The organism is Paenibacillus ilasis (assembly GCF_043195395.1).
GTDB classification, from domain to species: domain Bacteria; phylum Bacillota; class Bacilli; order Paenibacillales; family Paenibacillaceae; genus Paenibacillus_AQ; species Paenibacillus_AQ lautus.
The window spans coordinates 354,099-380,379 of sequence record NZ_JBHDJG010000001.1; the positions used below are offsets into that span (position 1 = coordinate 354,099).

Genomic DNA, 26,281 nt, shown 5'->3' on the forward strand with positions numbered 1-26,281 from the left:
ATGAGTACAAAACATACCATTGCCGTACTAGTGAACGACCAGCCGGGTGTCCTGCAGCGCGTATCCGGGTTATTCGGACGCAGGGGCTTTAACATCGAGAGCATTACCGTGGGGCAGTCGGAGGAATCCGGCCTGTCCCGGATGGTTATCGTAACCACGGGTGATGAAACGACGCTGGAACAGGTGGAGAAGCAGCTTTACAAGCTGATCGATGTCATTAAAGTCATCAACCTGAGCTCGAAACCGATGGTAGCCAGAGAGCTCGCCCTGATCAAAGTAAAAGCCGAGCCTTCGGCCAGACCGGAAATTATGGGCGTTGTCGAGACTTTCCGTGCATCCGTCGTGGATATCGGCACAGCCAACCTGATGGTTCAGGTTGTTGGCGATACCGTCAAAATCGATGCCATGATCGAGCTGCTTAAGCCGTATGGCATCCAGGAGCTTTCCCGTACCGGGGTTACCGCGATGATTCGCGGTAATGCGTAATTATTTTATACGATTGTCTTGAACCGGGATCACAAATTATAGCTAATATCAGCGTTAGACACCTGCATGTCATGAGCGGGTGTCTCAGCAGATCGAGAATGGATTCGGTCTATTGAGATACCCGCTCATCATGAAGGGTCTTTAAAATCAAAGGAGGACTTATACAAATGGCAATTACTACTTATTATGAACAAGATGCAGAACTCAGCGTGTTGAAAGACAAAACAATCGCGGTTATCGGTTATGGAAGCCAAGGTCATGCTCAAGCGCAAAACCTGCGTGACAGCGGACTTCAGGTTGTCATTGGCCTTCGTGAAGGCAAGTCGTTCGACAAAGCGAAAAATGATGGTTTCGAAGTGCTTCCTGTAGCTGAAGCCGTTAGCCGTGCAGATGTGGTACAAATCCTGATGCCGGACGAAACACAAGCATCGGTGTACAAGAACGATATCGAGCCAAACCTGAAAAAAGGCGCGGCACTGATGTTCTCCCACGGTTTCAACGTTCATTTTGGTCAAATCGTAGCTCCTAAAGACAACGACGTCCTTCTGGTTGCGCCTAAATCCCCAGGTCACATGGTTCGCCGTACGTATGTTGAAGGCTTTGGCGTACCTGGATTGATTGCAATCGAGAAAGATGCAACTGGACAAGCTAAGGCGATCGGTCTTGCTTATGCTAAAGGTATCGGTTGTACTCGTGCAGGCGTTATCGAAACTTCCTTCCGCGAAGAAACCGAAACCGACTTGTTCGGTGAGCAAGCGGTATTGTGCGGCGGTGTATCCGCATTGGTCAAAGCCGGTTTTGAAACATTGACTGAAGCTGGATACGCGCCGGAAATGGCATACTTCGAGTGCCTGCATGAGCTGAAATTGATCGTGGACATGATCTATGAAGGTGGTCTTGCAAGCATGCGCGACTCCATCAGCAACACGGCGGAGTACGGCGACTATGTAACAGGCCCGCGCGTGGTAACCGAAGATACGAAGAAGGCAATGAAAGAAGTCCTCTCCGATATTCAACAAGGTAAATTCGCTCGCGACTTTATCCTTGAGAATCAATCGGGACGTGCTTTCCTGACAGCTACCCGCCGTAACGAGTCCGAGCATCCGATTGAAGTGGTTGGTGCGGAGCTTCGCGAAATGATGCATTGGATCAAGAAATAAGAATATATAGAATTCATAAGGAATTCTTCCGGGTATAGAGCAGTCAAGCATGAGATAAGATGGTGCTGCTGCATGGGACCCGTTAGATTAAGCAGCCGGCGGCAGGGGATGAAATCAACCTGCCGCCGGATGTTTACGTCAAGCGATAAACTTCAAGGAGGTGCCGACATGCGAAAGATTTATGTCTTTGATACAACGCTGAGAGATGGAGAGCAGTCTCCTGGCGTGAATTTGAACACTCGGGAAAAGGTGGAGATCGCCCTTCAACTCGAAAAGTTGAAAATCGACCGCATGGAAGCAGGGTTTCCAGCGGCGTCACCCGGTGACCTTGCTGCTGTGAACGCAGTGGCACGAGCGGTTAAAGACGTCACGGTCATTGGATTGTCTCGTTCCAGAGAGAGTGACATTGATGCGGTTCGCGAAGCGCTTCAGGGAGCACAGGATCCATGCATACACGTGTTCCTGGCGACTTCCCCGATTCACCGCAAGTTCAAGCTGCGGATGGAGAAGGAGCAGGTGCTGGAAACGGCGCAGGCCTCGATCCGTTATGCAAAGAAATACTTTTCCAAAGTGGAGTTTTCCTTGGAGGATGCCGGCCGGACAGAGCTTGACTTCATGGCCGAGGTCGTCGGCATGGCTGTGCGCGAAGGCGCCAATGTCGTGAACATTCCGGATACCGTGGGTTACTTGAACCCTTCGGAATACGGGGCCATCTTCAAATACTTGAAGGAAAATGTTCCGGATATCGAGAAGGTGCAGCTGAGTGCGCACTGCCATAACGATCTGGGCATGGCGACGGCGAATACCCTTGCTGCCATTCTGAACGGGGCCGATCAGATCGAAGGCACGATCAACGGAATCGGTGAACGTGCAGGCAATACCGCCATCGAGGAAATTGCAATGGCGCTCGAGACGCGCTCCGAATTCTTCGGAGCGAAGACGGGGCTGGTCTTGACCGAAATCGCCCGCACGAGCCGCCTTGTGAGCAAGCTGACCGGTATGGTTGTGCCTGGCAACAAAGCGATTGTCGGCGCGAACGCATTCGCTCATGAATCCGGCATTCATCAGGACGGCATGCTGAAAGAGAAGACGACCTACGAAATTATGACGCCGGAGTCCATTGGGCTCAAAGAAAGCAAGCTGGTGTTAGGCAAGCACTCCGGCCGTCATGCTTTCCGTGAGAAGCTGCTGGATCTGGGTTACGAGCTGAGCGAAGAACAGGTGAATGATGCATTCGCCAAATTCAAGGTGCTGGCTGACAAGAAGAAGGAAGTATCCGATGAGGATCTGCTGGCTTTGTTGGAAGAGAAACTGATCGATACGCCGGAAGTGTTCAAGCTGGAAACGATCTTTGTTGCTTACGGCAATGAATCAACGCCGACGGCGCGGGTTCGCATTGCGACCGTGGATCAGACGATTGAGGAAGAGGCTGAGGGCAACGGTTCCGTGGACGCGATCTATAACGCGATCGACAAGGTGACCGGCGAAGAAGTTACGCTTGCGGATTATTCGATCAAATCGGTTACGCACGGCAAGGATGCTCAAGGCGAAGTGCATGTGGTGCTGTCGCAGAACGACGTGGCGGCGCAAGGCCGCGGCTTGAGCACCGACATCCTGGAAGCGAGCGCAAGAGCTTACGTGGATGCGGTTAATGTGCTGATCGAGAAACGCAAAACGTTTAGCCGGCGCGAGCGCGCTACACTGTAATCCATACTTGGTGTGATGGAAGCTCTGCTTGCAGCGTGAGCGCTGAAGGAGCATACCATGAAAAAGAGGGGCCACTGTTGAAGCGGCTCCTCTTTTATTTATTTTATGATGCTGTTGGCCAGCCGTGAATGCTTGTATCAGATACTAGCACCGAGCCTTTAGCTCTCATAGCAGTGTGCCGATACCTGTTTGATGCAGCTGATCAACGAGATAAGACAGCGTTTCATTCGGTCGTTGAAGCGGTATCCTTATTTTTACCAGGCATAGGCCTGCGGAGCGGCGCCGCCCGGACCCGGGAAAATTTCATCCAGACGCTTCATTACGGATTCATCGAGTTCGATCTCAAGCGAGCGCAGGGAGCTTTCGAATTGCTCCAGCGTGCGTGGCCCGATAATCGGTCCCGTAACCGCCGGGTTCTTAAGCACCCAAGCAAGGGCGACGTTGTCCTGCGGTTCGCCGAGCTCTTGGCAGAGTGAGGCGAACTGTTCCAACTGCGAGCGGTGCTTCTCCACGCGCTCCGCGTTTCCTCCGCTGCGCGAGCCCTCGATTTTTTTAAGCGCATTGCGTCCCAGCAGTCCCCCGTCCAGCGGGCTCCATGGAATAACGCCGAGTCCGAGCTGCTGCGAAGCGGGAAGCACTTCGAGTTCCGGCAATCGGCAGGTCAGGCTGTATTTATGCTGCTCGGAAACGAGGCCCAGGAAGTGACGGCTTTGGGCCGCGGCTTGCGCAACCGCAATCTGCCAGCCCGCGAAGTTGCTGGATCCGACATATCCGATTTTTCCTTGATGAACCGCAACCTCAAAAGCGCCCCACAGCTCGTCCCATGAAACGGAAGGATCGACGTGATGCATTTGGTACAGCTCGATATGATCCGTTTGCAGACGCTTGAGCGATGCTTCGAGATGACGACGAAGTTTATAGCTTGACAGTCCGGCTTCATTGTTGGGGCCATCCAGAGGATCACTCATGGAGCCGTAGAATTTGGTAGCCAAAACGACTTTCTCGCGGCGGCCCCCGCCTTGGTTAAACCAGCGTCCGATGATGGTTTCGGTCAGGCCGGAGTTCTCGCCCCAGCCGTAGATGTTCGCCGTATCGAAGAAATTGACGCCAGCGTCAAGCGCTGCATCCATGATGCGGAAGGCTTCCTTTTCATCCGTAGCAGGACCGAAATTCATTGTCCCCAGACACAGACGACTTACTTTCATACCGGATTTACCTAGAGCAGTGTACTTCATAATCGATGATCACTCCTTGGTCGTTTAGGGTATAAGACAAATTCACCCCTATTGTAGCGTATTGGCAGAAAAATGTAACTAACGGCGTGAAGAGTTCTGGAGCAGTGATGAGGTTTATCAGGGCTATGAAACCTCGCTCTACAACAGCAAATTCTTCCAGAGCATCTTGTCGGACGAAAGCATGAAGGGCATGGACAGTTATTACGCTCCGGGAAAGACTGTTCAACGATTTCCAGAAGAAGCATCCCATTCAGGTACCTGATCGTAACGAGTTGTTCCAACAAGCAGACCTGTAATATACATTGTCTCTTTTCTGGTTGGCCAGTTAAAGGCAGAAGCGGGAGATGGATGGATGATCAAAAGTAGCAGGAGCAAGCATCAAAGCTCAAGAAGTAAGAAGTAAGAAGTAAGAGGTAAGAAGTAAGAAGCAAGAAACAACCAGAAAAAAGAAAGTCTAGGAGTAACCGAGCTCCCACCAAGATGTTACCTTGAAGAGCCGCCCCATGCTTATGCATAGGGCGGCTCTTCAAACTCCCACCACCCTTGTGGTCGGGGAGATTCGCTCTTCTCCGTTGAGCCTGCTAATCCGATCGGCTTCGAAGCAGCGGAGAGGACGAATCGATTCCGGAAAAGCGAAGCGGTCGCCTTTGGAGCCGAATTTCAACCCTTAACAATAAAACCCTGAAATTCGGCGACAACAGCGATTGGAGGAACGATACGTAATCGGAGCCACCCACATTAACTCTTCGAAGCTCTTGCATAAAGCTGCTCTCATTAAAGCCGCTCTCGATATTAAGTCGCTCTCGCGATATTAACTCTTCGAGCATCTGCACAACTCTTCACGCTGTCATCTCCCTGATCACATTCTCCCTACTTATAGGCAAAACGAATTAAGTTCATAGTTTCTATATCTTGGTCAATCGAGGGGGAAGTATGTTACAACAGTAACTAGATGATTAAATACGACCAGTGTATATATAAATAAGGAGTGACGAAGAATGGCAGAAACGAAAAAAATCGCGGTAATTGCCGGAGACGGTATCGGTCCTGAAGTAGTGGCGGAAGCGGAGAAGATCATAAAACGTACCGAAGAGGTGTTCGGATATTCATTTACGACGGAACATGCCCTGTTTGGCGGCATTGCCATTGACGAGAAAGGGACGCCGCTGCCAGAAGAAACGTTGAATGTATGTAAAAGTGCCGATGCCGTATTGCTTGGTGCGGTGGGCGGACCGAAATGGGACAACAATTCTAAGGAGCTTCGCCCGGAAACGGGATTGCTTGGCATCCGTAAAGAGCTTGGCCTGTTCTCCAACCTGCGTCCGGCTGTCATTTTCGATTGCTTGAAGGATGCGTCCACATTGAAGCCTGAAGTTCTGGAAGGCACCGACCTGATGGTCGTTCGTGAGCTGACAGGAGGCATATACTTCGGTGAGAAGTTCAGACGTGAAGGCGCTGGTGGAGAAGAAGCGGTAGATACCTGCGTATACAACACGGCGGAGGTAGAGCGCATCGTCCATCAAGCCTTCGAGATTGCACAGAAGCGTCGGAAGAAGCTGGCTTCCGTCGATAAAGCGAACGTGCTGGAAACGTCCCGCTTGTGGCGCGAAACGGTAAACCGCATCGCTCCTGAATATCCGGACGTGGAACTGGAGCATGTGCTGGTAGACAATTGCGCGATGCAGCTTCTGCGCCGTCCGTCCAGCTTTGACGTGATCGTAACCGAGAACATGTTCGGCGACATTCTAAGCGATGAAGCAGCCATGCTGACAGGTTCCATCGGGATGCTGGCATCCGCATCCATGGGCGAAGGGGCTTTCGGTCTGTACGAGCCGGTACACGGTTCGGCACCGGACATTGCCGGCCAAGGCTTGGCGAATCCAATCGCAACGATTCTTTCCGTAGCGCTGATGTACCGCCTCACGTTTGGCTACGAGGATGCGGCAGACGCAATTGAACGCGCAGTTGCCGAGGTGCTTGATGCCGGACACCGGACAGCAGACATTGCCGTGGATAAGAGCAAAGCGCTCAGCACGACGGAAATGGGCGATTTGATCGCCGCGGCTATCCGTTAATAAAGGAAGCGTTCGTTCAAAGAAATTCCTTATTTATAATAATTATAATAAAGTAACGTCTACAATCTTGACTTTGATTAGCCTCAATGATAACATTTCTATTAAATGTTCATAGGAACATAGCATGTAGAAAATACACGTATTTTCTTACATATGTTAAGGAGGAATTCAATCATGGCAGAACGTTTGGTTGGTAAAGCGGCTCCTGATTTCACAATGGAAACTGTATCAGGAGACGGTAAAGATTTTGGTAAAGTAAGCCTGTCCGACTACCGCGGCAAATGGCTCGTATTCTTCTTCTATCCGCTTGATTTCACATTTGTATGTCCAACTGAAATCACGGCTCTCAGCGATGCTTACGATCAATTCAAAGCATTGGATACTGAAATTCTGGGTGTAAGTGTTGACTCTATCCACAGCCACAAAGCTTGGATCAACACAGCTAAAGAAGCGAATGGTCTGGGAGCATTGAACTTCCCGCTGGCTTCCGACATCACCAAAAATGTAGCAAGAGACTACGGTGTTCTGATCGAAGAAGAAGGCGTTGCTCTGCGCGGCTTGTACATCATCGATCCAGAAGGCGAATTGAAATATCAAGTGGTTAACCATAACGACGTAGGCCGCAGTGTAGAAGAAACGCTTCGCGTTCTTCAAGCACTTCAATCCGGCGGATTGTGCGCTATGAACTGGAAACCAGGCGACAGCAACCTGTAATTCCATTTCGTTACAGTGAAGGCAACCCTCATTATCTGACATTATGTGCAGGTAATGGGGGTTTTTTCACCTCTGATTTTATTGGATGAAATAGGGGAAGACTCTTGTTTAGAGAACCGCATTCTGCGTTGATATATAATTAAATATATAGGCTTACAGACTTATGTTTAGGGAATCGCGCCTAAAATTTTAATCGAGGTTTTTTTCATGAAGGAATTAGCGGGACTGAAAGCGAATACAATATTTTGAAACGGTAGAGAATCCACAAAAGGAGGGTGAACGATATGAGTTTTTGCTGTGGGGCTAGTATGATGGGTACAAAGGGTACACTGAAGCATTATCGCACTCAAGTACATAATGTTCCCCTGCTGTCTTGTCCGGTCTGCCATCGCGTCGAGGTACATCATCGGGTAGAGAATGAGTATGAAATATTAGCTGAATATGCCCATGGTGACGGAGCATCCCAGGTGGATTTTCAGGATTATGTGATGGAAGATGAGGATGCGATTTTTGAGAATGTTGTCAACCGGGAGTCGGAGGATCCGCTAACGGTGGTGCAGAGTCAGATTGATATGTCGTTAGATCTCCTGGTGGTTGCCAAATGGATGGAGGATGAGAAGTGGCAGGGCGAACTGAAAAGACGGCTTGCCGTGATGAGTCAGCGCAGGCTCCGGCTCCAGAAGCAACCTTAATGCAGGAATTAATAAAGCCTCGTGAATGCCCGGGGCTTTTTTAATGTTTCAAATCAAACAAAAGGGGGTAATTGTTTATATTAGTTGTTTGAAAATTGGTGTTATATACAATACATAAACGAAAATACATAAGAGTGGAGAATGGTATTTTTATGCAATTTTCCATTTTTCGACAGGATTTCTGATTGACGTTTCTTTGTCTCGATGACTATCATGGAAGGAAGCAGATTCGGGCTGCTTCTGATTCAAAGGCGGACAAGCTGAGTTTTGCAAGTTTTTTTGTCGGTTTGGTGAGTTCAACTTTTCAAGAAAAGGGGGAGCCATCTTGTTGAGTCAAATCCGTGAATCTGAGCTGCAGGCAATTCGTTCTTTTCATTCCAGCCAGCTTATTAGGAACAAGTATGAGAACATACTGGAGAATCTCGACAGCGGGATCATCCTCTTTGATAGTGACGGTGTGTTGGCATTTGTTAATGTACAGATGGCAAAATTACTAGGTGTATCCCGTAAGTCGCTGACTGGCTGTACGCTGACCCAACTGTTGCGTCATCCCCAGCTATCCAAATTTAAAAAGAGGAAAATACTTCGCATTTTTCGGGAAACGGTATTCCATCGCAAGAGATTTCATGAATTGGTTGATGAATATGGCAGATCGTGGCTGATCACGATGACTTATGGGGACCAGATGGAAGGCGATTTTCTGATCAGCGTGAAGGATGTATCCGACTTCAAACGAATTGAGCAAACCGCTTATCAGAACGATAAGCTGGCCATGCTGGGAAAGATCTCGGCCTCCATTGCCCATGAGATACGCAACCCGCTCACCTCCATCCGTGGCTTCATCCAACTGCTTCGTCCGCATCTCGTAAGTTTAGGTAAGGACGAGTATGCCAGAATTATACTTACGGAGATCGATCGTGCGAATGATATTATATATGAATTTCTAAATTCCTCCAAGCCCTCGGCTCCAGAAACCAAGATTGTGTCCGTATCCTCATTATTGAAGGAAGTCGTTCTGCTAACTGAAAGTGAAGCCTTAATGAAGGGATGCCAGATTAATCTGCATACCGATAAGACCCCGCCTGCGTTTATATCCGTGGATGTGAAGCAGATCAAACAGGTGATTCTGAATATTATTAAAAATGCCCTGGATGCGATTAATGAACATCATGATGAGAACATCACCGGAGTGATTGATATTTCCGCCCGCGATACGGGGAAACATATCAACATCTGTATTTCGGATAACGGCGGCGGCATGGATCAGAATACACTGAACCATCTGTTCAATCCGTTCTTCACGACCAAGGAGAGTGGAACGGGGCTTGGATTATCCGTGAGTTACAGTATTATCCGGAACCATGGCGGCTCGATTGCCGTGGATAGCCAGATAGGTGCCGGGACGGAGTTTGTGATTACATTTCCCAAGTTGGACGTTTCGGAAGTCTAAGATTGTACGATACGTGCCTGAAATGAATACGAGAGCAGCTGTTCCGATGGAATGGCTTTTTCTTTTTTAGGAGGAGAAGAACGCATGAAGTGGACATTAAAGGACCGTTTATCATCCGGGCATGTGCATACCGATGCCATCATTGTTCCCGTAACGAAAAAACAAGCGGCGGAAGGCGGTGTTTCCGAGTCGTGGGATCCGCTGCTCAAACAGTTGGCCGAGAATCGGTTATTTGACGGCACTGCCCATCGGTCATTCGTATGGCCGGAGAGCATCGAAGGCGGAGCGCGCCTATTAATTTGGCTGGGCCGTCCAGAAGGAATTCTGACATCCGAGCAGCTGCGGCTGCTTGCAGCACAAGCGGTAAAAGCCGCCAGGAAACCGGGTGTACGCAGTGCTGCCATTCAAATTCCGAATACGATGGTCAACTTCACCGCGGAACAGACTCCGCAAGATGCTGCTCAGGCTTTAACTGAAGGTTTTATCCTCGGAAGCTATCGCAAACCTCATTATAAGCGTGATGCTTCCGAGCAAACGAATATAGAAGAAATCCTCTATTATATAGAAGGCGATATGGACGCGGAATTTGAAGCCGGGTGGACAAAGGGGATGTCATTAGGCGCAGCGATTGGGGAAGCGACCTGTCTGGCACGGGATTTAACGAACCTCCCCGGCAATATGCTGTTGCCGGAAGACTTGGCCCAGAAGTCGCTTCAGGTTGCGAAACGGTACGGTTTTGAAGCCCAGGTGCTGGACGAGGAAGGAATTGTCGAGAAGGGCATGGGCGGCCTCCTGGCCGTCGGTAAGGGCAGCATACATCCACCGCGCATGATTGCGATCCGTTATCAGGGACGGGAGACGTGGGAGGATGTTGTCGGCCTTGTTGGTAAGGGGGTTACGTTTGATACCGGTGGCGTCTCGCTGAAGAGGGCATCCGGGATGGAGGATATGATCAGCGACATGGGCGGGGCGGCTACCGTACTGGGCGTCATGGAAGCGCTGGGACGGATTCGCCCCAGAGTAAATGTAGTGATGGTGATTCCGTCAGCGGAGAATGTGATGAGTGGTAGCGCCTTTAAACCCGGCGATATCGTCACGACACTGAGCGGTCGCACCATCGAAGTATTGAATACGGATGCCGAGGGCCGTATCGTGCTTGCGGACGGAATGACCTATGCCAAGCAGCTCGGGGCTTCGCGATTGATTGATGTGGCCACATTGACGGGGGCTGTTGTTTCGGCTCTGGGGGATATCGCCACTGGGGCCGTAACCAATGATGAGACCTTTTTACAGGAGCTTATTGCCTCCTCCCGGAGGGCCGGCGAAAAAATATGGCCGCTGCCATCCTATCCGGAGTTCTGGGATAAATTGAAGAGTGAGGTGGCGGATTTACGAAATCAAACGGGCCGAGAAGGCGGGACGATAACAGGCGGTCTTTTTGTGGGGACATTTGCTGATGGGCTGCCTTGGGTGCATTTTGACATAGCAGGTACGGCATATTTATCCAAGGAGCGGGGCGTGGATCCTAAAGGGGCAACCGGCGTGCTCGTCCGCACCATCACCGACTGGATACTCAAGCAGGCCCAGGTCGCCATGGATTGAAGAGCTTGTTATGAAATGAAGAGGCAGTGGCAGTCCGATATCCCTTTGAAAAACGTCCGTCCTTCGGACGTTTTTGCTTTACTTTTCAACCGGCATTCAAGTATGATGAAGAGAAAAATTGCCGAGAGGAGTTTAGCTTAGAATGATTAAGAGTAGTCAGACAAAGATTGTAGACTGTACCATTCGCGATGGCGGACTGGTCAATAATTGGGATTTTAGTGTGGAATTCGTACAAAATTTATATGCGGGCCTGAATGAGGCTGGCGTGGACTATATGGAAATCGGTTATAAAAATTCGCCTAAACTGCTGAAAGGCGCTGATCAAGCGGGCCCTTGGCGTTTTCTGGATGATGAGTTCCTCAGAGAAGTGATTCCTCATAAAGGTAAAACCAAACTGTCCGCACTTGTAGATATCGGCCGTGTGGATGAAGACGATATTTTGCCGCGCGAGGAAAGCTTGCTGGATCTTATCCGTGTCGCTTGTTACATCAAAGACGTGGATAAGGCGCTGGCGCTGGTACAGACCTTCCACGATCGTGGATATGAGACTACGCTGAACATCATGGCTCTCTCCAACGTGATGGAGAATGAGCTGTTGGAAGCTTTTGAGCTGATCAGGGAGAGCGTCGTGGATGTGGTGTACATCGTCGATTCTTACGGAAGCCTTGATCATAAGGACATGGAATACCTTGTGAATAAGTTCAAGATGCATCTGCCGAACAAACGTCTGGGCGTTCATACCCATAACAACATGCAGCTGGCGTTCTCCAACACGCTGGTTGCTGCAGATCTTGGCGTTGAGCTTCTGGATGCATCCGTGTACGGTATGGGACGTGCGGCCGGCAACTGCCCGACCGAGCTGCTGGTAACCCATCTGAAAGGGACGAAGTATGAGCTGCGTCCGGTTCTGGACATTATCGAGCGCTACATGATCCCTCTTCGCGAAAAAGAAGAGTGGGGTTATATCATGCCTTACATGATTACTGGCACCCTGGACGAACATCCACGCTCCGCCATGGCACTCCGTGCATCGGACGATAAAGACAAAATTGTGGATTTTTATGATAAATTGACGACGCCGGAAGTGACTTTCGACAAGAAATAGGCAAGGTGCTCTTGCAGCCTTGCTACCTATATAAGTTAAGGAAATACAGCATCTTTCCCTCCTCGGAAGGATGCTGTTTGCTTTCTAATACGGACAACCCATTTTCCATAAAATACATGTTGAAATTATATGTTCGACATGGTATATTTATTTTTGTCTTCAAAAGACAGCATCTTCACTATCGGGACGTAGCTCAGCTTGGTAGAGCACCTGGTTTGGGACCAGGGGGTCGCATGTTCAAATCGTGTCGTCCCGATTCGCTTATGAATTAGGGCCTCGCAAAAGTAATCGAAATATGCTCCGAAGCATAGCGTCACTTTTGTAGGTATATGTGCGGGTGTAGTTCAATGGTAGAACTCCAGCCTTCCAAGCTGGTAGCGTGGGTTCGATTCCCATCACCCGCTTATAGTTAGAACCGGAAACCCTTGGTGACAAGGGTTTTTTGTTTGCTTTTTTGAAATGTGAATGGGACCGGAATAAACATGGGATAGCAGGCATTCAAATATATAGTGACTCCGTAATACCCCTTTTACAAGCGAAGAATATCTGTTATAATGACCATAATTTCATTCCAAGAATGCGAGGTAACCCAGTCCAATGAAGTAAGACACCCTTTTCTCTAAACAACTGCATGTGGTTTTGCAGGCGTTTCTCTACGGCGGTAGAGGGAGAGATTTGGTGTGTCTGAACAATGTGACTGGGGTACCTCTTTTTGTTATGTCAAAACGGTGCTCTTATGCAAACAATCACATATACGGAACGGATTTGCAGCTTCCGCTAACGGCCGAGGTTATTGAGCTTCATCTCAATAACAGTCAAGGCTGGACTGGAATGAACAGCCGAAGTCGTGTCGGTCGTGCGAATTTGTTCCGTTAATCAGACCAGACCCATACCTCTCTTTATAACATCCGCCGCAGGCCAGCGCTTGCGGTTTTTTAGTTTTTTCAAAGAGAGAGGATGAGGCGATATGACCATGATTCTAAAAGCGAAAGATATAAGTATGGAGCTCCAAGGAAGGCCGCTGTTTGAGGGCATTCAGCTGGAGGTGGCGGAGGGAGAACGGATTGCGCTGTACGGGCGTAACGGCACCGGCAAAACCACGCTCCTCTCGATCCTGGCCGGCGAACTCGAACCGACCTCGGGCGTTGTGGAGACGATTCTCCCACGAGAGCGCTGGGGCTGGCTCAGGCAGCAGGATGAGCCGGACGAAGTCGATAGGAGTGCTATCGATACGGTGCGCAGCCGCAGTCACCCAACATTATGGCAGCTGAAGCTTCAGCTTGCCGGAGTCGAGCGGCGGATGAACGGCGGGAGCGCTGCAGAAATGGAACCATTGCTTGAGCAATATGGCAATCTGCTGGAGCGCTACGAGTCCCAGAACGGTTTCCAGTGGGAGACCGAGGTGGAGAAGGCGATGACGATGCTGGGCATCGGGCCGGAGGTGTGGCCTGTGTCCTACCGTGAGCTGAGCGGAGGTCAGAAGACGAAGGTCATGCTGTCAGGGCTCCTTGTATCGGCACCGAGATTTTTACTGCTCGACGAGCCTACAAACCATCTGGACAGCGACAGCTTGGTCTGGCTGGAGCAGTGGCTGGTGTCGTCCTATAAAGGCACCGTGTTGTTTGTATCCCATGACAGGGAATTCATCGACCGGGTAGCAACCTCCGTATGTGAGCTGACCTCAGAGGAGCTACGGCGTTACAGGGGAGGATATACGGATTACCGCCGCGAACAGGAGCGGGAGCTGCGCGAACAGGAGACGCTTTACCGGAAGCAGGAGCTGGCCCGCAAAGCGCTGGAGGAATCCATCCGAAGATACGAGGAGTGGTTCCATAAAGCGCATAACGCGGCCGGGGACGTCAATGATGTCAAGATCACCGCCAGCTTTTACAAGGCCAAGGCCAAGAAGAACATCTCAAGATATCATGCCAAGGAAAAAGCGCTGGAACGGCTGGAAGCAGAGCGGGTGGATAAACCGCGAAGCGGTCCTAAGCTGAACATGGAGCTGGAAGGGGAAGCTTTCGGCGGCCGTACCCTTGTCCAAGTGAAGGACATCTGTTTTGGATTCGGAGATCAACCGCTTTTTAATAAACTCACCTTCTATCTGAACCGTGGCGACCGGTTGGCCGTAAGAGGCCCTAACGGGAGCGGGAAAACGACACTGCTCAAGCTGCTGCTGGGCGAAATCGAACCGCAGGAGGGCCGGATTACCCGAAATCCTTCCGTCAAGATCGGTTATTTCTCACAGGAGCTTGAGGGGCTTGAACATGAAACCACGCTGCTGGACAGTCTGCTCGTCATTCCGGGAATGACGGAGAGCCGTGCCCGTACTTTGCTGGGCTCATTCCTCTTCAGGCGGGACGATGTGTTTAAGAAGATGGGGCAGCTGAGCATGGGGGAGAAGTGCAGAACGGCTTTTCTCAAGCTGTATTTCAGCGGGGCGCATCTGCTCGTATTGGATGAACCCTCGAACTACCTGGATGTGGATACCCGAGAGGTGATTGAACAAGTACTCGTGAGCTTTCCGGGTGCAATTGCGCTCGTATCGCACGACCGGTATCTGGTGCGAAAAATCGCGAACCGGCTGCTCACGCTGAAGCCTGGAGAAGCTCCGGTTTGGTTTGAGGGAAGTGTGGACGAGGAGGAAGAACAGGCCTCGCGGACCGGTGTGATCAGGGGGAATACGGAGAAGGACAATCGGCGGATGGAGCTCGAATACCGGATTCAGGAATTACTGGGCTTATCAGCCGAAGATCTTGAAGCCGGGGACGAGGCGAGCTGGCTTGCCGAGATCAGGGAGCTTCGGGCTGAGCTGGTCAGGCTTCAGTCGGAATAAGATCAGGGATCGCGATTAAAATCAGCCAGATGGGGTTAAAATGGGGAAATGAAACTTGCCATATCTCGAAAGGTTGCATATAATAAACCCTATATATTTGCATATGTAACAAATGCGTGGATGGAGAAAAGTAGCTAGTGCCTCTTTACAGGGAAGGGATACCGTAGATTGAGAGTGTCTCTAATAGAAACAGGCTAGTGAAGTTCGCTCCGGAGCAGTTCCCTGAACACGGCATGCTGCCGCTCAGTAGGGGATAACGGGTCCGATTCGTTACGTCGGTCAAGTGAGCATGATGAGGCATACTCAGGGCCTAAGGCTTTTACCGCCTTGGTTAGGGTATGAAACATGTTAACAAGGGTGGTACCACGGTCTCTTCGTCCCTTTTCGGGAGGAGAGGCCTTTTTTGTTTTCAGTACAATGATGGAGTTTACAAAGGGGTGTGCGAATAGCCATGAAGGAAAAATTAGAAGCATTAAAGCAGGAAGCATTGGCGCAATTGCAGGATGTTACCGATCCGCAGCAGCTGAATGATTTGCGGGTGAAATACCTTGGCAAAAAAGGTGCCTTGACGGAAATCCTGCGCGGAATGGGAGCGCTGAGCGCAGAAGAGCGTCCCGTTATCGGCCAGGTGGCCAATGACGTTCGGGGCGCGATCGAGGAAGTCATCACCGGCAAGCAGGAAGCATTCCTGCAGGAGGAAACGCAAGAGCGTCTGCGTGCAGAGAAGGTGGACGTAACCCTTCCGGGCCGCAAGCTCAGCCAAGGCGCGGTTCATCCTTTGAGCAAGGTGATCCAGGATATCGAGGATATTTTCATCGGGATGGGTTACCAGGTAGCGGAAGGGCCCGAGGTGGAAACGGACTACTTCAACTTCGAAGCGCTGAATCTGCCGAAGAATCACCCGGCACGTGACATGCAGGATTCCTTCTATTTGACGGAAGATCTGCTGATGCGTACTCAGACATCCCCGGTGCAAGCCCGGACGATGCTGTCGATGCAAGGAAAAGCGCCTGTCAAAATCATCTGCCCGGGCCGCGTATTCCGCCGGGACGACGATGATGCGACGCATTCGTTCCAGTTCCACCAAATCGAGGGCCTCGTAATCGGCGAGAACATTCGCATGAGTGATCTGAAAGGGACGCTGCTGCAATTCGTGCAGGAGATGTTCGGCGATAACACGCAGATCCGTCTGCGTCCAAGCTTCTTCCCGTTCACGGAGCCGAGCGCGGAAGTGGACGTATCCTGTGTAAGATGCGGCGGCAGTGGCTGCCGTGTATGCAAGCAAACAGGCTGGCTTGAGATTTTAGGCTGCGGCATGGTTCATCCGAAGGTGCTTGAAATGGGTGGTTATGACCCTGAGAAGTACAGCGGTTTTGCTTTCGGTATGGGGGTTGAGCGGATTGCCATGCTGAAATACGGCGTGGATGACATCCGTCACTTCTTCAACAACGATACAGCATTCTTGAATCAGTTCACGCGGATCTAATTTTAACGATAAAGGGAAGTGAATAGACAATGAGAGTTTCAACCGATTGGTTGTCCGATTATATTTCGCTCGAAGGTGTAACCTCAGAGGATTTGGCAAGCCGTATTACTTCGGCTGGTATTGAAATCGATGTGATCGAGAAACGGAATCAAGGCATTAACAAAGTGGTCGTAGGCTTCGTCAAAAGTAAGGAGAAGCATCCTGACGCAGACAAGCTGAATGTATGTATCGTGGATGCGGGTCAGGAGGAAGATCTCCAGATCGTGTGCGGAGCAAAAAATGTGGATGCTGGCCAGAAGGTGCCGGTGGCGCTTGTTGGCGCGAAGCTGCCTGGCGGTATGGATATCAAGAAGGCCAAGCTGCGCGGCGTGCTTTCCCAAGGCATGATCTGCTCGGCGAAGGAACTGGGCATGAATGACAAACTGCTGCCTAAAGAGCTGCAAGAAGGGATTCTCGTCCTTCCGGCTGATACGGAAATCGGCAAACCCATTCTGGATGTGCTGGGTCTGAACGATGAAATTTTGGAGCTGGATCTGACGCCGAACCGCTCCGACTGCCTCAGCATGCTGGGAGCAGCTTACGAAGTGAGCGCCATTCTGGGACGTGAGCTGAGTCTTCCGAACCCGGAGAAGGAGATTCTGGAGGTTCAAGATGCAGCAGCCGATCATATCTCGGTTACGATTGGTGCTGATGAGCAGTGCAGCCATTACGCGGCACGTTACATTACGGGAGTACAGATCGGTCCTTCTCCGCTGTGGATGCAGAACCGGTTGATCGCAGCAGGCGTTCGCCCGATCAGTAACATCGTGGATATTACGAACTATGTGATGCTGGAATATGGACAGCCGCTGCATGCTTTTGATGCCGATCAGCTGAAGGATGGCGCGGTACACGTGCGTATGGCTGAAGCTGGCGAAACGATGGTGACGCTGGATTGCACGGAGCGCCGCCTGGAGCCGCATATGCTGGTGATTACAGCAGGGGGCAAGCCGGTGGCATTGGCTGGCGTTATGGGCGGCCTAGACTCCGAAGTAACGGACAGCACGCTGAATATTTTCCTGGAATCGGCGAAGTTCGATGGCGGTACCGTCCGCAAAACATCCCGTCAGTTGGGACTTCGTTCGGAGGCAAGCTCCCGCTTCGAGAAGGAAGTGGACCCCGCCGCAGTTATTCCTGCATTGAACCGTGCAGCGGCACTGATGGCGAAATATGCCGGCGGCGCTGTCCATCAGGGAATCGTCGAAGCAGGCAGTGCCCAAACCGAGCCTACCGTGATCACTTTGTCGCTGGAGAAGCTCAATCGTTATCTGGGTACGGAGCTGTCTCTGCTTGAAGTAAAAACGATCTTCGCCCGATTGCATTTCCCTTGCGGAGATGCGGGCCAAGGAATGGTGGATGTTCAAGTGCCGACCCGCCGCGGCGATATCGTGCTTGACGTAGACCTCATTGAAGAGGTTGCCCGTCTGTATGGATACGACAATATTCCGACAACGGCGATTGAAGGTCCGACGACACCGGGTTCATTGACCATCGCTCAGGCCATCCGCCGCTCGCTTCGTCGTTTGCTGACGCATAGCGGATTCCAGGAGGTTCTGGGTTATTCCTTCATCCATCCGCAGCAAGCGGAAATGTTCACTTCCCTGTCGTCAGATGGCACGGCGGTTAAGCTGGCCATGCCGATGAGCGAGGACCGCAGCGTCCTTCGCACCAGCCTGCTTCCGCAGCTGCTGGATATCGCAGTATACAACCATAACCGTAAGCAGCCGGACCTGGCTCTGTTTGAAATAGGGAACCTGTTCCATACGCATGAGAAGACGTTGACGAAGCAGCCGCTGGAGCGTCCGGTTCTCGGTTTGCTGTTGTCGGGACGCAAAGGCAGCAAGCAATGGAATGTCCAGCCGGCCAAAGTGGATTTCTTCGATTTGAAGGGGGCACTCGAAACAGTGCTAGATTACCTTGGAATTCGCGCAGAAGACATCACCTACGAGGCCAACGGACCGGTTGGCTTCCATCCGGGACGTTCCGCATCCGTATATGCGGGTCAAGGCGAGAACAAGCGGCTGTTAGGTGTACTTGGACAAATTCATCCGAAGACGCAGCAGGAGCTGGATTTGGAAGATACCTATGCTGCCGAGATTCTGCTTGAGCCGCTGTATGATCTGACCAACGCCCGCGTTGTTTACCGCGATTTGCCTAGATTCCCGGGCATGGAACGCGATCTTGCCATCGTGGTGAATGAGGAGGTTGAAGCCGGCTCCCTGATTCAAGTGATCAAGGACAATGCAGGTGAGCTTCTGCAGCAGATTCAGGTATTTGACGTCTTTACGGGCAGCAAGCTTGGAGAGGGCAAGAAGAGTATTGCCATCTCCATGACGTACCGTCATCAGGAACGGACGTTGACCGATGAAGAGGTTGCCGGCGTCACGGAAAAAGCCGTTGCTGCCCTTCAGCAAACTTTTGGCGCAGAATTAAGAAAATAGCAGGAATTGTGAACGCCCGCATCGAATCCATTACATCAGAGATTCGATGCGGGCTTTTTTGCTCTAAATTGAACTGGGATTTGCATCAGGACGCCCGCAGGGTACATAATTATAAGCACAAAACTGTGTTATCATATACCAAACTTCGGTCTGTTTTCTTGAGGTTCGTCTACAGATGTTATCTCATATATAATGAATGTAGAGAATAGACCATTTCAGACATCATAGAATCTACACATAATAGAAGGAGGGCACAATTTTGACTACATCGGACCGTAAAAGCGTTACCGTAGACATCTACGGAACTTCCTATAAACTCGTTGGCAATAGCAGTGATTATACCAGACAGGTAGCGAATTATGTAGATGACCGCATGCGTACCATATCCAAGGCGCACTCTCGATTGGATACCCCGCGCATTGCCGTCCTAGCTGCAGTACATATGGCGGAAGAAGCTTTGCAGAAGCTGGAGTTTCAGAATGAGGCCAAGCAGATGACGGCCGAGCGGAATGAACTGCGCACGGAGCTTGCCAAGGTGCAAGGACTTCAAATCGAGCAGCAGGAGAGACATCGTCAGCAGTTAGAGCAGCTGGAGCACAAGCTGGCGGAGCAGACAACGCTGGCTGAGGAATACAGGAAGTCCAAGGAGAATCTAACCGCGGAGTCAGAGCGTACGAAGGAATTGCTCCAGAAGGAATCCGACCGCGTGGCGGAACTGCTGAAGGAGAAGCAGCAGCTTGAAGCACGTCTTAAGGAGCAGCGCGAGAAGCTGGAGAGCGGCCATAAGCAGTCGATTGAAGATATGAAACGCCGCTATGAAGGACAAATTTCGCAGATGACGCTCACTCATAAGCAGGCCATCGAGAAGCTGGAACAGAGTCTACGGAACGCTGCGAAGCAGGCCGAAGAGAAGCTGGCTGAGCAATTGAAGAAACAGGAGAGCACCTATAAACAAGAGGCCCTCCTAAAGGAGCAGCAGCACTCGAAGACCGTGCAGGATCTGGAGCAGAAGTATACGAAGACGGTGCAGGATCTGGAACAGAAGAATACGAAAACCGTGCAGGATATGGAACAAAAGCATACGACGACCGTCCAGGAGCTGGAGAAGCAGCTTACCGAGCAGCGAACTCGCGGCGGGCAGCTCCAATCACGCTTGTCGACTGCGGAGAAGGAACTGGGTGCTGTAAAAGCGGAATCGGACAAGCTGAAGGAAACGCTCCAATCGTCCAGACAGCAAGCCGAAGCCTCTTCGCAGGAGTTGCGCTCCTTCCGTACGAAGGTGGAAGGGCTGACGAAGGAGCTCGAAGGCCTGAAGCAGGAATCCGCCAAGTCGGAGGAAGAGCGCCGTCGTCTGCAGAAACTTGTGGTGGATGCGAATCAGACCTCCCGCAAACAGCAGGAAGAGCTGCAGCGTTTAAGCAGCGAGCTCCAATCTTGGCGCACGCTGGCGGATCAGCGCAAAGAGGAAACCGGCGAGCTGGAGATGAGAATTGTCGAGCTTATGGAAGCGAACGAAAGCCTGGAAGAAGGAATGAAGGGACTTCAGGATGAGATCCAGGTCATGAAAGACGAAGCTGACCGGAGCATGTCCGAGCGCAGAAGTGCCCAAGAGGAATTGAAGGAACTGCAGCTTCGTCATGAAGAGCTGGAGAAACTCACGAAGGAAGCGGGAATCCGAGAGGAAGAGACCAGCAAACTGTACGCCATGCTGGAAGAAGAGTACGATACGGTGTCGAATCAGCTGGATGAGCTTCGCAAGAAGGCGGCTGCCAGTGAAGAGCGCGCACGTGAACTCGCCGAGCAGCTGAGGGATTCAGAGGAACGTGCCGTTCAGTGGCAGGAGCAATACCAGCAATGGATGGCGGAACGGGAACAGCTTGCCGAGGGCAGCGAGAAGCTGGCCGCAGAGCGTGATGAGTGGAAGCGAACCAAGCTTGCTCTCGAAGAAGAGCTCCAGTCCTGGCAGCAGGAAATTGCGTCCGCACGCCAAGCCTGTGAGCGCCTGGAAGGCGAAAAAAGTGAAGCAGCACAGCAGTATTCCGATTTAGGTGAACAGTATGAGCTGGTTATGCACCAATATCGTCTGCTCCAGGCGGAGCAGGAATTGAAGGCGGAGCAATCTGCGCAGCTTGAAGAAGAACACCGTAAGCTGAAGGAAGAGTATGCGAAGCTCCAAGTTGAATATAATGAGTGGATCGAGTTGATTGAGCAGGATCAGCGTTAGGCCATGGCGAAGATGTGAACCTGAAAAAACCTCCGGATTAGACAGAGGATACTCTGGCGATCCGGAGGTTTTTTTCGTGAGGAAGACCTACTTATTCTTCGACGATAAGTTTGGATATCATTTTGCTGTGACCCGCTCCACACATAATGGAACACGAAACTTCGAATTCTCCCGCTTCATCCGGCGTAACAACCGTGGAGTTGTTTTTACGGTCCAGCTGCAGGCCAAGCGCAGGAATCATAACGCCGTGGTTGCCGTCTTCGTTCTCGTACGTAATCTTGACGGGCACCCCTTTCTTGAGACGATATTCCTCTTGGTCGAATTGAAAATTGGTACCCTTAATCACGAGTTCAGCTTCCGGTGCTACGCCAGTATCCGAGATCCCTGAATCTCCCTGGGACTCTTTCTGGTCTCCGCCGCAGGCAGCCAATACAAATAGGAGCATACATGAAACAAGTAAAGCTATGCCTTTTTTCACTATAATCTCTCCTGACTATGAAATAATTGTGAAATATAATTTCCAATCTTTATGATAGCGCAGAAAAAGAGTGGATGCACATATGTGTTATGAAAAATTGGTGAACGTGAACGTTTTCAAACGATGATATGGATTTACTTTATAATATAGGGGAAGATGGAAATAAAGGAATTGAGGTTTTACCCAAAATGAAAACCCCCTGCGCAGAGTAGCAACAAGGGGTTAATGTGGGGAATACAGCTGCCGATCGGTTCTTTCAAGAAGAGGGTCCAGAGGATTCCTCTAACGAAGCGGCGTTCTTCTATCTTATTCTTTGCGGTTTTTGCCTGCTTCAAAAGGGGTGGAAATCGGAATGAACAGATCGATGATCCCGATGACCAGTGCAGCAAGCAATGCGCCCAATACGGAGACGCTAACGCCTCCAACGATGAATTGGGCAAGGTAAATCACGAGTGCGCTCACTAGGAAGCCCACGATGCCACGTCCAAACGGCGTGACTTTTTTGCCGAAGATGCCCTCGATAGCCCAACCAATCAGAGCGATGACGAGTGCAAGCAACAGGGCGCTTCCGAATCCGCCGACGGAGAATTGAGGGACAATCCATCCGACAACCATAAGAACGAGCGCGGCAACGATAAATCGAACAACGTGCCCGAGAAATTGCATGGTACCTGCCTCCTTAGAATAAGACTGGAATGTTACGCAGAATTTATTTTGTTCAATAGGGCCGTCGGTTATGTGTGGAAGGATTTTGGATTCCTTGGCGAATTCGTATCACTTTCGATATAATATATGCATTGATTGAGAGGAGTTGTGAACTTCTTGAATGACAAGATTTTGCAAACTTTAGAATACCGAAAAATTTTAAATACATTAACACAATACACTCAAACCTCCATGGGAAGTGCGAGAGCTGAACAGTTAATGCCTGAAACCGACCTGGAGGCTGTAAAGGATCTGCTTGCGGCTACCGATCAAGCCTACACCGTAGACAGACTTAAGGGCAATCCGTCTTTCCGCGGGATTACCGATATCAACGACGCTCTGAAACGGGCCAGAATCGGGGGGACGCTCAATCCCCATGAATTGCTGGCTACGTCGAATACGATTCATGGATCTCGCCGAATCAAGCGGTTTATAGCGGCGATTCATGAGGACGAGAAGATTGAGATCCTCTATAATCTGAGTGATCTTATTTCGGAGCAGAAGCCCCTGGAAGATGCCATTCGGCTGTGTATTGATGATGCTGCTGAGGTGCTGGACTCCGCAAGCGCGGAGCTTGCCCAGATCCGGCGGGAGCTGCGGGGCGGAGAAGTTCGCATTCGCGAGAAACTGGAGTCCATGATTCGATCGCAATCCGTGGCGAAGATGCTGCAGGACCAGTTAATTACGATACGCGGCGACCGTTTTGTTATTCCCGTTAAAGCGGAATATCGCTCGCATTTTGGCGGCATCGTGCACGACCAGTCCGGGTCAGGCGCGACGCTGTTTATTGAGCCGGAATCCATCGTAGCCATGAACAACAAGCTGCGTGAGACGCGAATGCGGGAAGAACGGGAGATCGAAGTGATTCTGCAGAAGCTGACCGCTCAGGTCGGCGAACAGGCTGAGCTGCTGTCCATTGACTTGGATCTGATCGGCCAGCTCGACTTTATTTTTGCCAAGGCTCGTTTGGCCCATGTCATGAAGGCTTCACTGCCAAGAATGAATGACAGAGGTTATATTAAGCTGCGTAAAGGCCGACATCCGCTGATTCCGGCGGATCAGGTTGTGCCGCTTGATGTGGAATTGGGCAATTCCTATACTTCCATCATCGTCACGGGTCCGAATACTGGCGGTAAGACGGTTACACTCAAAACGATCGGGTTATTAAACCTGATGGCGATGTCCGGACTCTTTATTCCAGCTGAAGAAGGCAGCCAGATGTGCGTGTTTGACGCGATCTACGCGGACATTGGCGATGAGCAAAGCATTGAGCAGAGCCTCAGTACCTTCTCCAGCCATATGACGAACATCATCCGCATCTTAAGCCAGATGACACCGAAGAGTCTGGTGCTGCTTGATGAGGTGGGAGCGGGGACGGACCCTGCGGAGGGTTCCGCTCTGGCGATTTCCATTCTGGAGCATATCCACCGCATGGGCTGCCGCATGATCGCGACGACGCACTATTCGGAATTGAAGGCCTATGCATACGAACGCAAAGGCGTGATCAACGCCAGCATGGAGTTCGATATCAATACCCTAAGCCCGACCTATCGGCTGCTGGTAGGCGTACCTGGACGCAGTAATGCGTTTGCCATTGCAGAACGTCTGGGATTGCCGGGATCCATTCTGGAATTTGCCCGGGGCGAAGTGAAGGAAGAAGATCAACGGGTGGAGCATATGATTGCATCGCTCGAAGAGAACCGTCACACCGCGGAAGTAGAGCGTGAGAAGGCAGAGCAGGTTCGGAAGGAAATGGAGGAACTGCGTCTTCGCCACCAGCACGAGCTTCAGAAGCTGGAAGAGCAGAAGGACAAGCTGGTTGATAAAGCTCGTGCGGAAGCGAGACAGATCGTGGACAAGGCCCGGAGTGAGGCCGAAGAGATCATTTCGGATCTGCGCAAGATTGCCCAAGAAGAAGGGGCCTCCGTTAAGGAGCATAAGCTGATTGCAGCTCGAAAGCGTTTGGATGAAGCCGAACCGCAGCAGGGCAAGAAAACGGGCGGCCAGCGTTCAGCGAAGCAGCAGCGCAGCATTGAGCCTGGGGATGAGGTGCGGGTATACAGCCTGAATCAGAAGGGGCATGTCGTGGAGATGTCCGGCTCGAAGGAAGCGGTTGTTCAGCTCGGCATTATGAAGATGAAGGTGGCGCTGGATGATTTGGAGCTGCTGTCGAATCCGGCAGCAAACGCTAAACAGGCGCCGAAACAGCATGCGACCGTCTTGAAGCGGACTCGCGATACCAACATCCGGAATGAGCTGGATTTAAGGGGCGCGAATCTGGAAGAGGCGCTGATCGAGGTGGATCGGTTTATTGATGAGGCATTTCTGGGGAACCTGGGTCAGATTTACATCATTCACGGCAAAGGCACCGGGATCTTACGAACCGGAATTCAGGATTATTTGCGTAAACACAAACATGTGAAGAGTCATCGTTTAGGTAATTACGGCGAAGGCGGCAATGGCGTTACCATTGCCGAGTTGAAATAAGGAAAGTAAGAAATCAGGAACCGTTTTCTCCTTCAATCGTATAACATATCATCATAGGGTTCAGAACGACGGGATGCGAAAGGTGCCGCATCCCGTTTATATCAGGGAGGAAATAAGGTAATGACGGAAGCGATTGATCATTTGCTGACCCATCCACTTGGGGTGCTCGTCGGCTATTTCTCGGTTGCGATACTTGCACTTATTGTTTACTTGTATTGCTTTGAATTGGTTACCAAGTACAATTGCTGGGATGAAATACGCAAAGGAAATGTTGCCGCGGCCATGGCGACCGGCGGCAAGGTCTTTGGCATCTGTAATGTGATGCGGTATAGCATAACGGCTAATACGTCCATTTACGGCATGATTAAATGGTCGTTCTTCGGGTTTATACTGCTTTTATTGGCGTATTGGTTGCTTGAGTTCTTGACGCCTGTGTTTTCGGTAGATGAAGAGATTGGCAAGGATAATCGCGCAGTGGGCTTGATCGTACTTCTTATCACCGTATCTTTATCTTACATTATTGGAGCAAGCATCATTTAATGGCTTCGGGAGGAAAAGGACGATGAAATATTTACCGCGGATATTGTTTGCGGCTGCCTTGATTTTTTTTGTGGCGGGTATTGTATACTTGATGTCTCAATAAAAATAAAGTTAACAGGGCCATTTATGGCCGTTTGAATAAGGAAAGGGATGAATGATCGATGGAACCGACGGTTTGCCCATGGTGCCAAAGTGAGATTGTATGGGATGAAGAGATAGGTCCCGAAGATACTTGTCCTCACTGTGCGAACGAGCTTAAAGGCTACCGCACATTGAATATCGCATTGGAAGAAGAGGAAACACAGGAAGATCCGGAGGAATATGAAGAGGCTTACGAGGCTTCCGATGAGGAGGCGGGTGATCTTCATCGTATTTGGGGATCCGACCATGAATCGCTGTCCTCTCTTCGAACCGTGGATAAGTACGGGGAGGATCACGACCTATTTGCATTTGAGGAGACCGTAGAGGGGATCCTGGACCAGCAAGAGGAAGTTCCCGAGTGCTTGCATTGCAGGGAGTATATGCTTCATGCCGGAACGCAGCACGTGAGCGGGGAAGGCTTCCAGCCGGTTAACGCAGCCTTGATTCAAGGCCCTATACTGCAGCCGCCATATGACTTAAACGTATACGTGTGTCCCGGATGCTTCCATGTACAGTACAATCTGGCAGAGAATGATCGGCTTCGGATGATCAAGAGTTTTATCCATAAAAAGGAATAGAGTTTACGGAAAGGCGCAATATGCCGATCCACGGCTATCTTAAGGAAACTGCTTGCGGCGGTTTCCTTTTTTTTGTTCATGAAGTGGGGATTAGAAGGGT

General features: G+C 50.8%; 20 protein-coding genes and 2 tRNA genes. 18 read left to right on the forward strand and 4 right to left on the reverse strand.

Going from position 1 to position 26,281, the window contains the following annotated elements; all coding sequences use genetic code 11:
* The 3 genes from ilvN (at window position 1) to ACETK5_RS01900 (ending at window position 3,353) form a co-directional block, all read left to right on the forward strand.
* Window positions 1–486 carry an acetolactate synthase small subunit gene (gene ilvN / locus ACETK5_RS01890; protein ID WP_071222673.1) on the forward strand — a complete coding sequence of 162 codons (486 nt, stop codon included), beginning with the start codon at window positions 1–3 and terminating at the stop codon, window positions 484–486.
* Window positions 487–653: 167 nt separating this feature from the next.
* The gene (gene ilvC, locus ACETK5_RS01895) at window positions 654–1,646 is read left to right on the forward strand and encodes a ketol-acid reductoisomerase (RefSeq protein WP_036639716.1); all 993 of its coding nucleotides are present in this window, start codon (window positions 654–656) and stop codon (window positions 1,644–1,646) included.
* Window positions 1,647–1,814: 168 nt separating this feature from the next.
* Window positions 1,815–3,353: a 2-isopropylmalate synthase gene (locus ACETK5_RS01900; protein ID WP_100538973.1), complete on the forward strand. Its 1,539-nt coding sequence runs from the start codon at window positions 1,815–1,817 to the stop codon at window positions 3,351–3,353.
* 254 nt (window positions 3,354–3,607) lie between these two features.
* Here the strand turns inward: ACETK5_RS01900 and ACETK5_RS01905 are convergent, their stop codons facing one another.
* Entirely contained in the window at window positions 3,608–4,588 is a 981-nt protein-coding gene (locus ACETK5_RS01905; RefSeq protein WP_394054204.1) for an aldo/keto reductase, read from the reverse strand.
* A 581-nt stretch (window positions 4,589–5,169) separates the two neighbouring features.
* Window positions 5,170–5,415: a hypothetical protein gene (locus ACETK5_RS01910; RefSeq protein WP_394054205.1), complete on the reverse strand. Its 246-nt coding sequence runs from the start codon at window positions 5,413–5,415 to the stop codon at window positions 5,170–5,172.
* Between the two features lie 171 nt (window positions 5,416–5,586).
* Between ACETK5_RS01910 and leuB the strand changes: the two genes are divergently transcribed.
* From leuB to zapA, 12 genes are all read left to right on the forward strand, one after another.
* Window positions 5,587–6,663, forward strand: coding sequence for a 3-isopropylmalate dehydrogenase (gene leuB, locus ACETK5_RS01915; protein WP_076324535.1), 1,077 nt, complete (start codon window positions 5,587–5,589; stop codon window positions 6,661–6,663).
* A 174-nt stretch (window positions 6,664–6,837) separates the two neighbouring features.
* Window positions 6,838–7,377, forward strand: coding sequence for a peroxiredoxin (locus ACETK5_RS01920; RefSeq protein WP_009593058.1), 540 nt, complete (start codon window positions 6,838–6,840; stop codon window positions 7,375–7,377).
* A gap of 284 nt (window positions 7,378–7,661) precedes the next feature.
* Complete coding sequence (locus ACETK5_RS01925) at window positions 7,662–8,069, forward strand: hypothetical protein (RefSeq protein WP_015737147.1); 408 nt, start codon at window positions 7,662–7,664, stop codon at window positions 8,067–8,069.
* A gap of 325 nt (window positions 8,070–8,394) precedes the next feature.
* The gene (locus tag ACETK5_RS01930; protein WP_100538969.1) at window positions 8,395–9,519 is read left to right on the forward strand and encodes an ATP-binding protein; all 1,125 of its coding nucleotides are present in this window, start codon (window positions 8,395–8,397) and stop codon (window positions 9,517–9,519) included.
* A gap of 84 nt (window positions 9,520–9,603) precedes the next feature.
* Window positions 9,604–11,121 carry a leucyl aminopeptidase gene (locus ACETK5_RS01935; RefSeq protein ID WP_100538968.1) on the forward strand — a complete coding sequence of 506 codons (1,518 nt, stop codon included), beginning with the start codon at window positions 9,604–9,606 and terminating at the stop codon, window positions 11,119–11,121.
* A gap of 142 nt (window positions 11,122–11,263) precedes the next feature.
* The gene (locus ACETK5_RS01940; RefSeq protein WP_100538967.1) at window positions 11,264–12,226 is read left to right on the forward strand and encodes an aldolase catalytic domain-containing protein; all 963 of its coding nucleotides are present in this window, start codon (window positions 11,264–11,266) and stop codon (window positions 12,224–12,226) included.
* Between the two features lie 182 nt (window positions 12,227–12,408).
* A tRNA-Pro gene (locus ACETK5_RS01945) sits at window positions 12,409–12,482 on the forward strand.
* A gap of 77 nt (window positions 12,483–12,559) precedes the next feature.
* Window positions 12,560–12,630 (forward strand) — tRNA-Gly (locus tag ACETK5_RS01950).
* Between the two features lie 563 nt (window positions 12,631–13,193).
* A complete protein-coding gene (abc-f, locus tag ACETK5_RS01955; RefSeq protein ID WP_326117108.1) occupies window positions 13,194–15,062 on the forward strand; it encodes a ribosomal protection-like ABC-F family protein in 1,869 nt (622 codons plus the stop codon).
* 451 nt (window positions 15,063–15,513) lie between these two features.
* Window positions 15,514–16,548 (forward strand): phenylalanine--tRNA ligase subunit alpha, encoded by a 1,035-nt coding sequence (pheS, locus tag ACETK5_RS01960; RefSeq protein WP_326114349.1) that lies wholly within the window; start codon window positions 15,514–15,516, stop codon window positions 16,546–16,548.
* A gap of 29 nt (window positions 16,549–16,577) precedes the next feature.
* On the forward strand, window positions 16,578–19,028 hold the full coding sequence (pheT, locus tag ACETK5_RS01965) for a phenylalanine--tRNA ligase subunit beta (RefSeq protein WP_394054206.1): 2,451 nt from the start codon (window positions 16,578–16,580) through the stop codon (window positions 19,026–19,028).
* Between the two features lie 259 nt (window positions 19,029–19,287).
* Window positions 19,288–21,252 (forward strand): cell division protein ZapA, encoded by a 1,965-nt coding sequence (gene zapA / locus ACETK5_RS01970; RefSeq protein ID WP_394054207.1) that lies wholly within the window; start codon window positions 19,288–19,290, stop codon window positions 21,250–21,252.
* A 91-nt stretch (window positions 21,253–21,343) separates the two neighbouring features.
* On the opposite strand, the gene ACETK5_RS01975 is transcribed toward zapA, so the two are convergent.
* Together ACETK5_RS01975 and ACETK5_RS01980 are read right to left on the reverse strand one after the other, a co-directional pair.
* A complete protein-coding gene (locus ACETK5_RS01975; RefSeq protein WP_100538962.1) occupies window positions 21,344–21,730 on the reverse strand; it encodes a cupredoxin domain-containing protein in 387 nt (128 codons plus the stop codon).
* A gap of 306 nt (window positions 21,731–22,036) precedes the next feature.
* The gene (locus ACETK5_RS01980) at window positions 22,037–22,396 is read right to left on the reverse strand and encodes a phage holin family protein (protein WP_100538961.1); all 360 of its coding nucleotides are present in this window, start codon (window positions 22,394–22,396) and stop codon (window positions 22,037–22,039) included.
* A 156-nt stretch (window positions 22,397–22,552) separates the two neighbouring features.
* On the opposite strand from ACETK5_RS01980, the gene ACETK5_RS01985 reads away from it, so the two are divergent.
* The 3 genes from ACETK5_RS01985 (at window position 22,553) to ACETK5_RS01995 (ending at window position 26,181) form a co-directional block, all read left to right on the forward strand.
* A complete protein-coding gene (locus ACETK5_RS01985) occupies window positions 22,553–24,922 on the forward strand; it encodes an endonuclease MutS2 (protein WP_394054208.1) in 2,370 nt (789 codons plus the stop codon).
* A 120-nt stretch (window positions 24,923–25,042) separates the two neighbouring features.
* On the forward strand, window positions 25,043–25,462 hold the full coding sequence (locus tag ACETK5_RS01990) for a DUF350 domain-containing protein (protein WP_100538959.1): 420 nt from the start codon (window positions 25,043–25,045) through the stop codon (window positions 25,460–25,462).
* Window positions 25,463–25,623: 161 nt separating this feature from the next.
* The gene (locus ACETK5_RS01995) at window positions 25,624–26,181 is read left to right on the forward strand and encodes a hypothetical protein (RefSeq protein ID WP_100538958.1); all 558 of its coding nucleotides are present in this window, start codon (window positions 25,624–25,626) and stop codon (window positions 26,179–26,181) included.
* The last annotated feature ends 100 nt before the right edge of the window (window positions 26,182–26,281 follow it).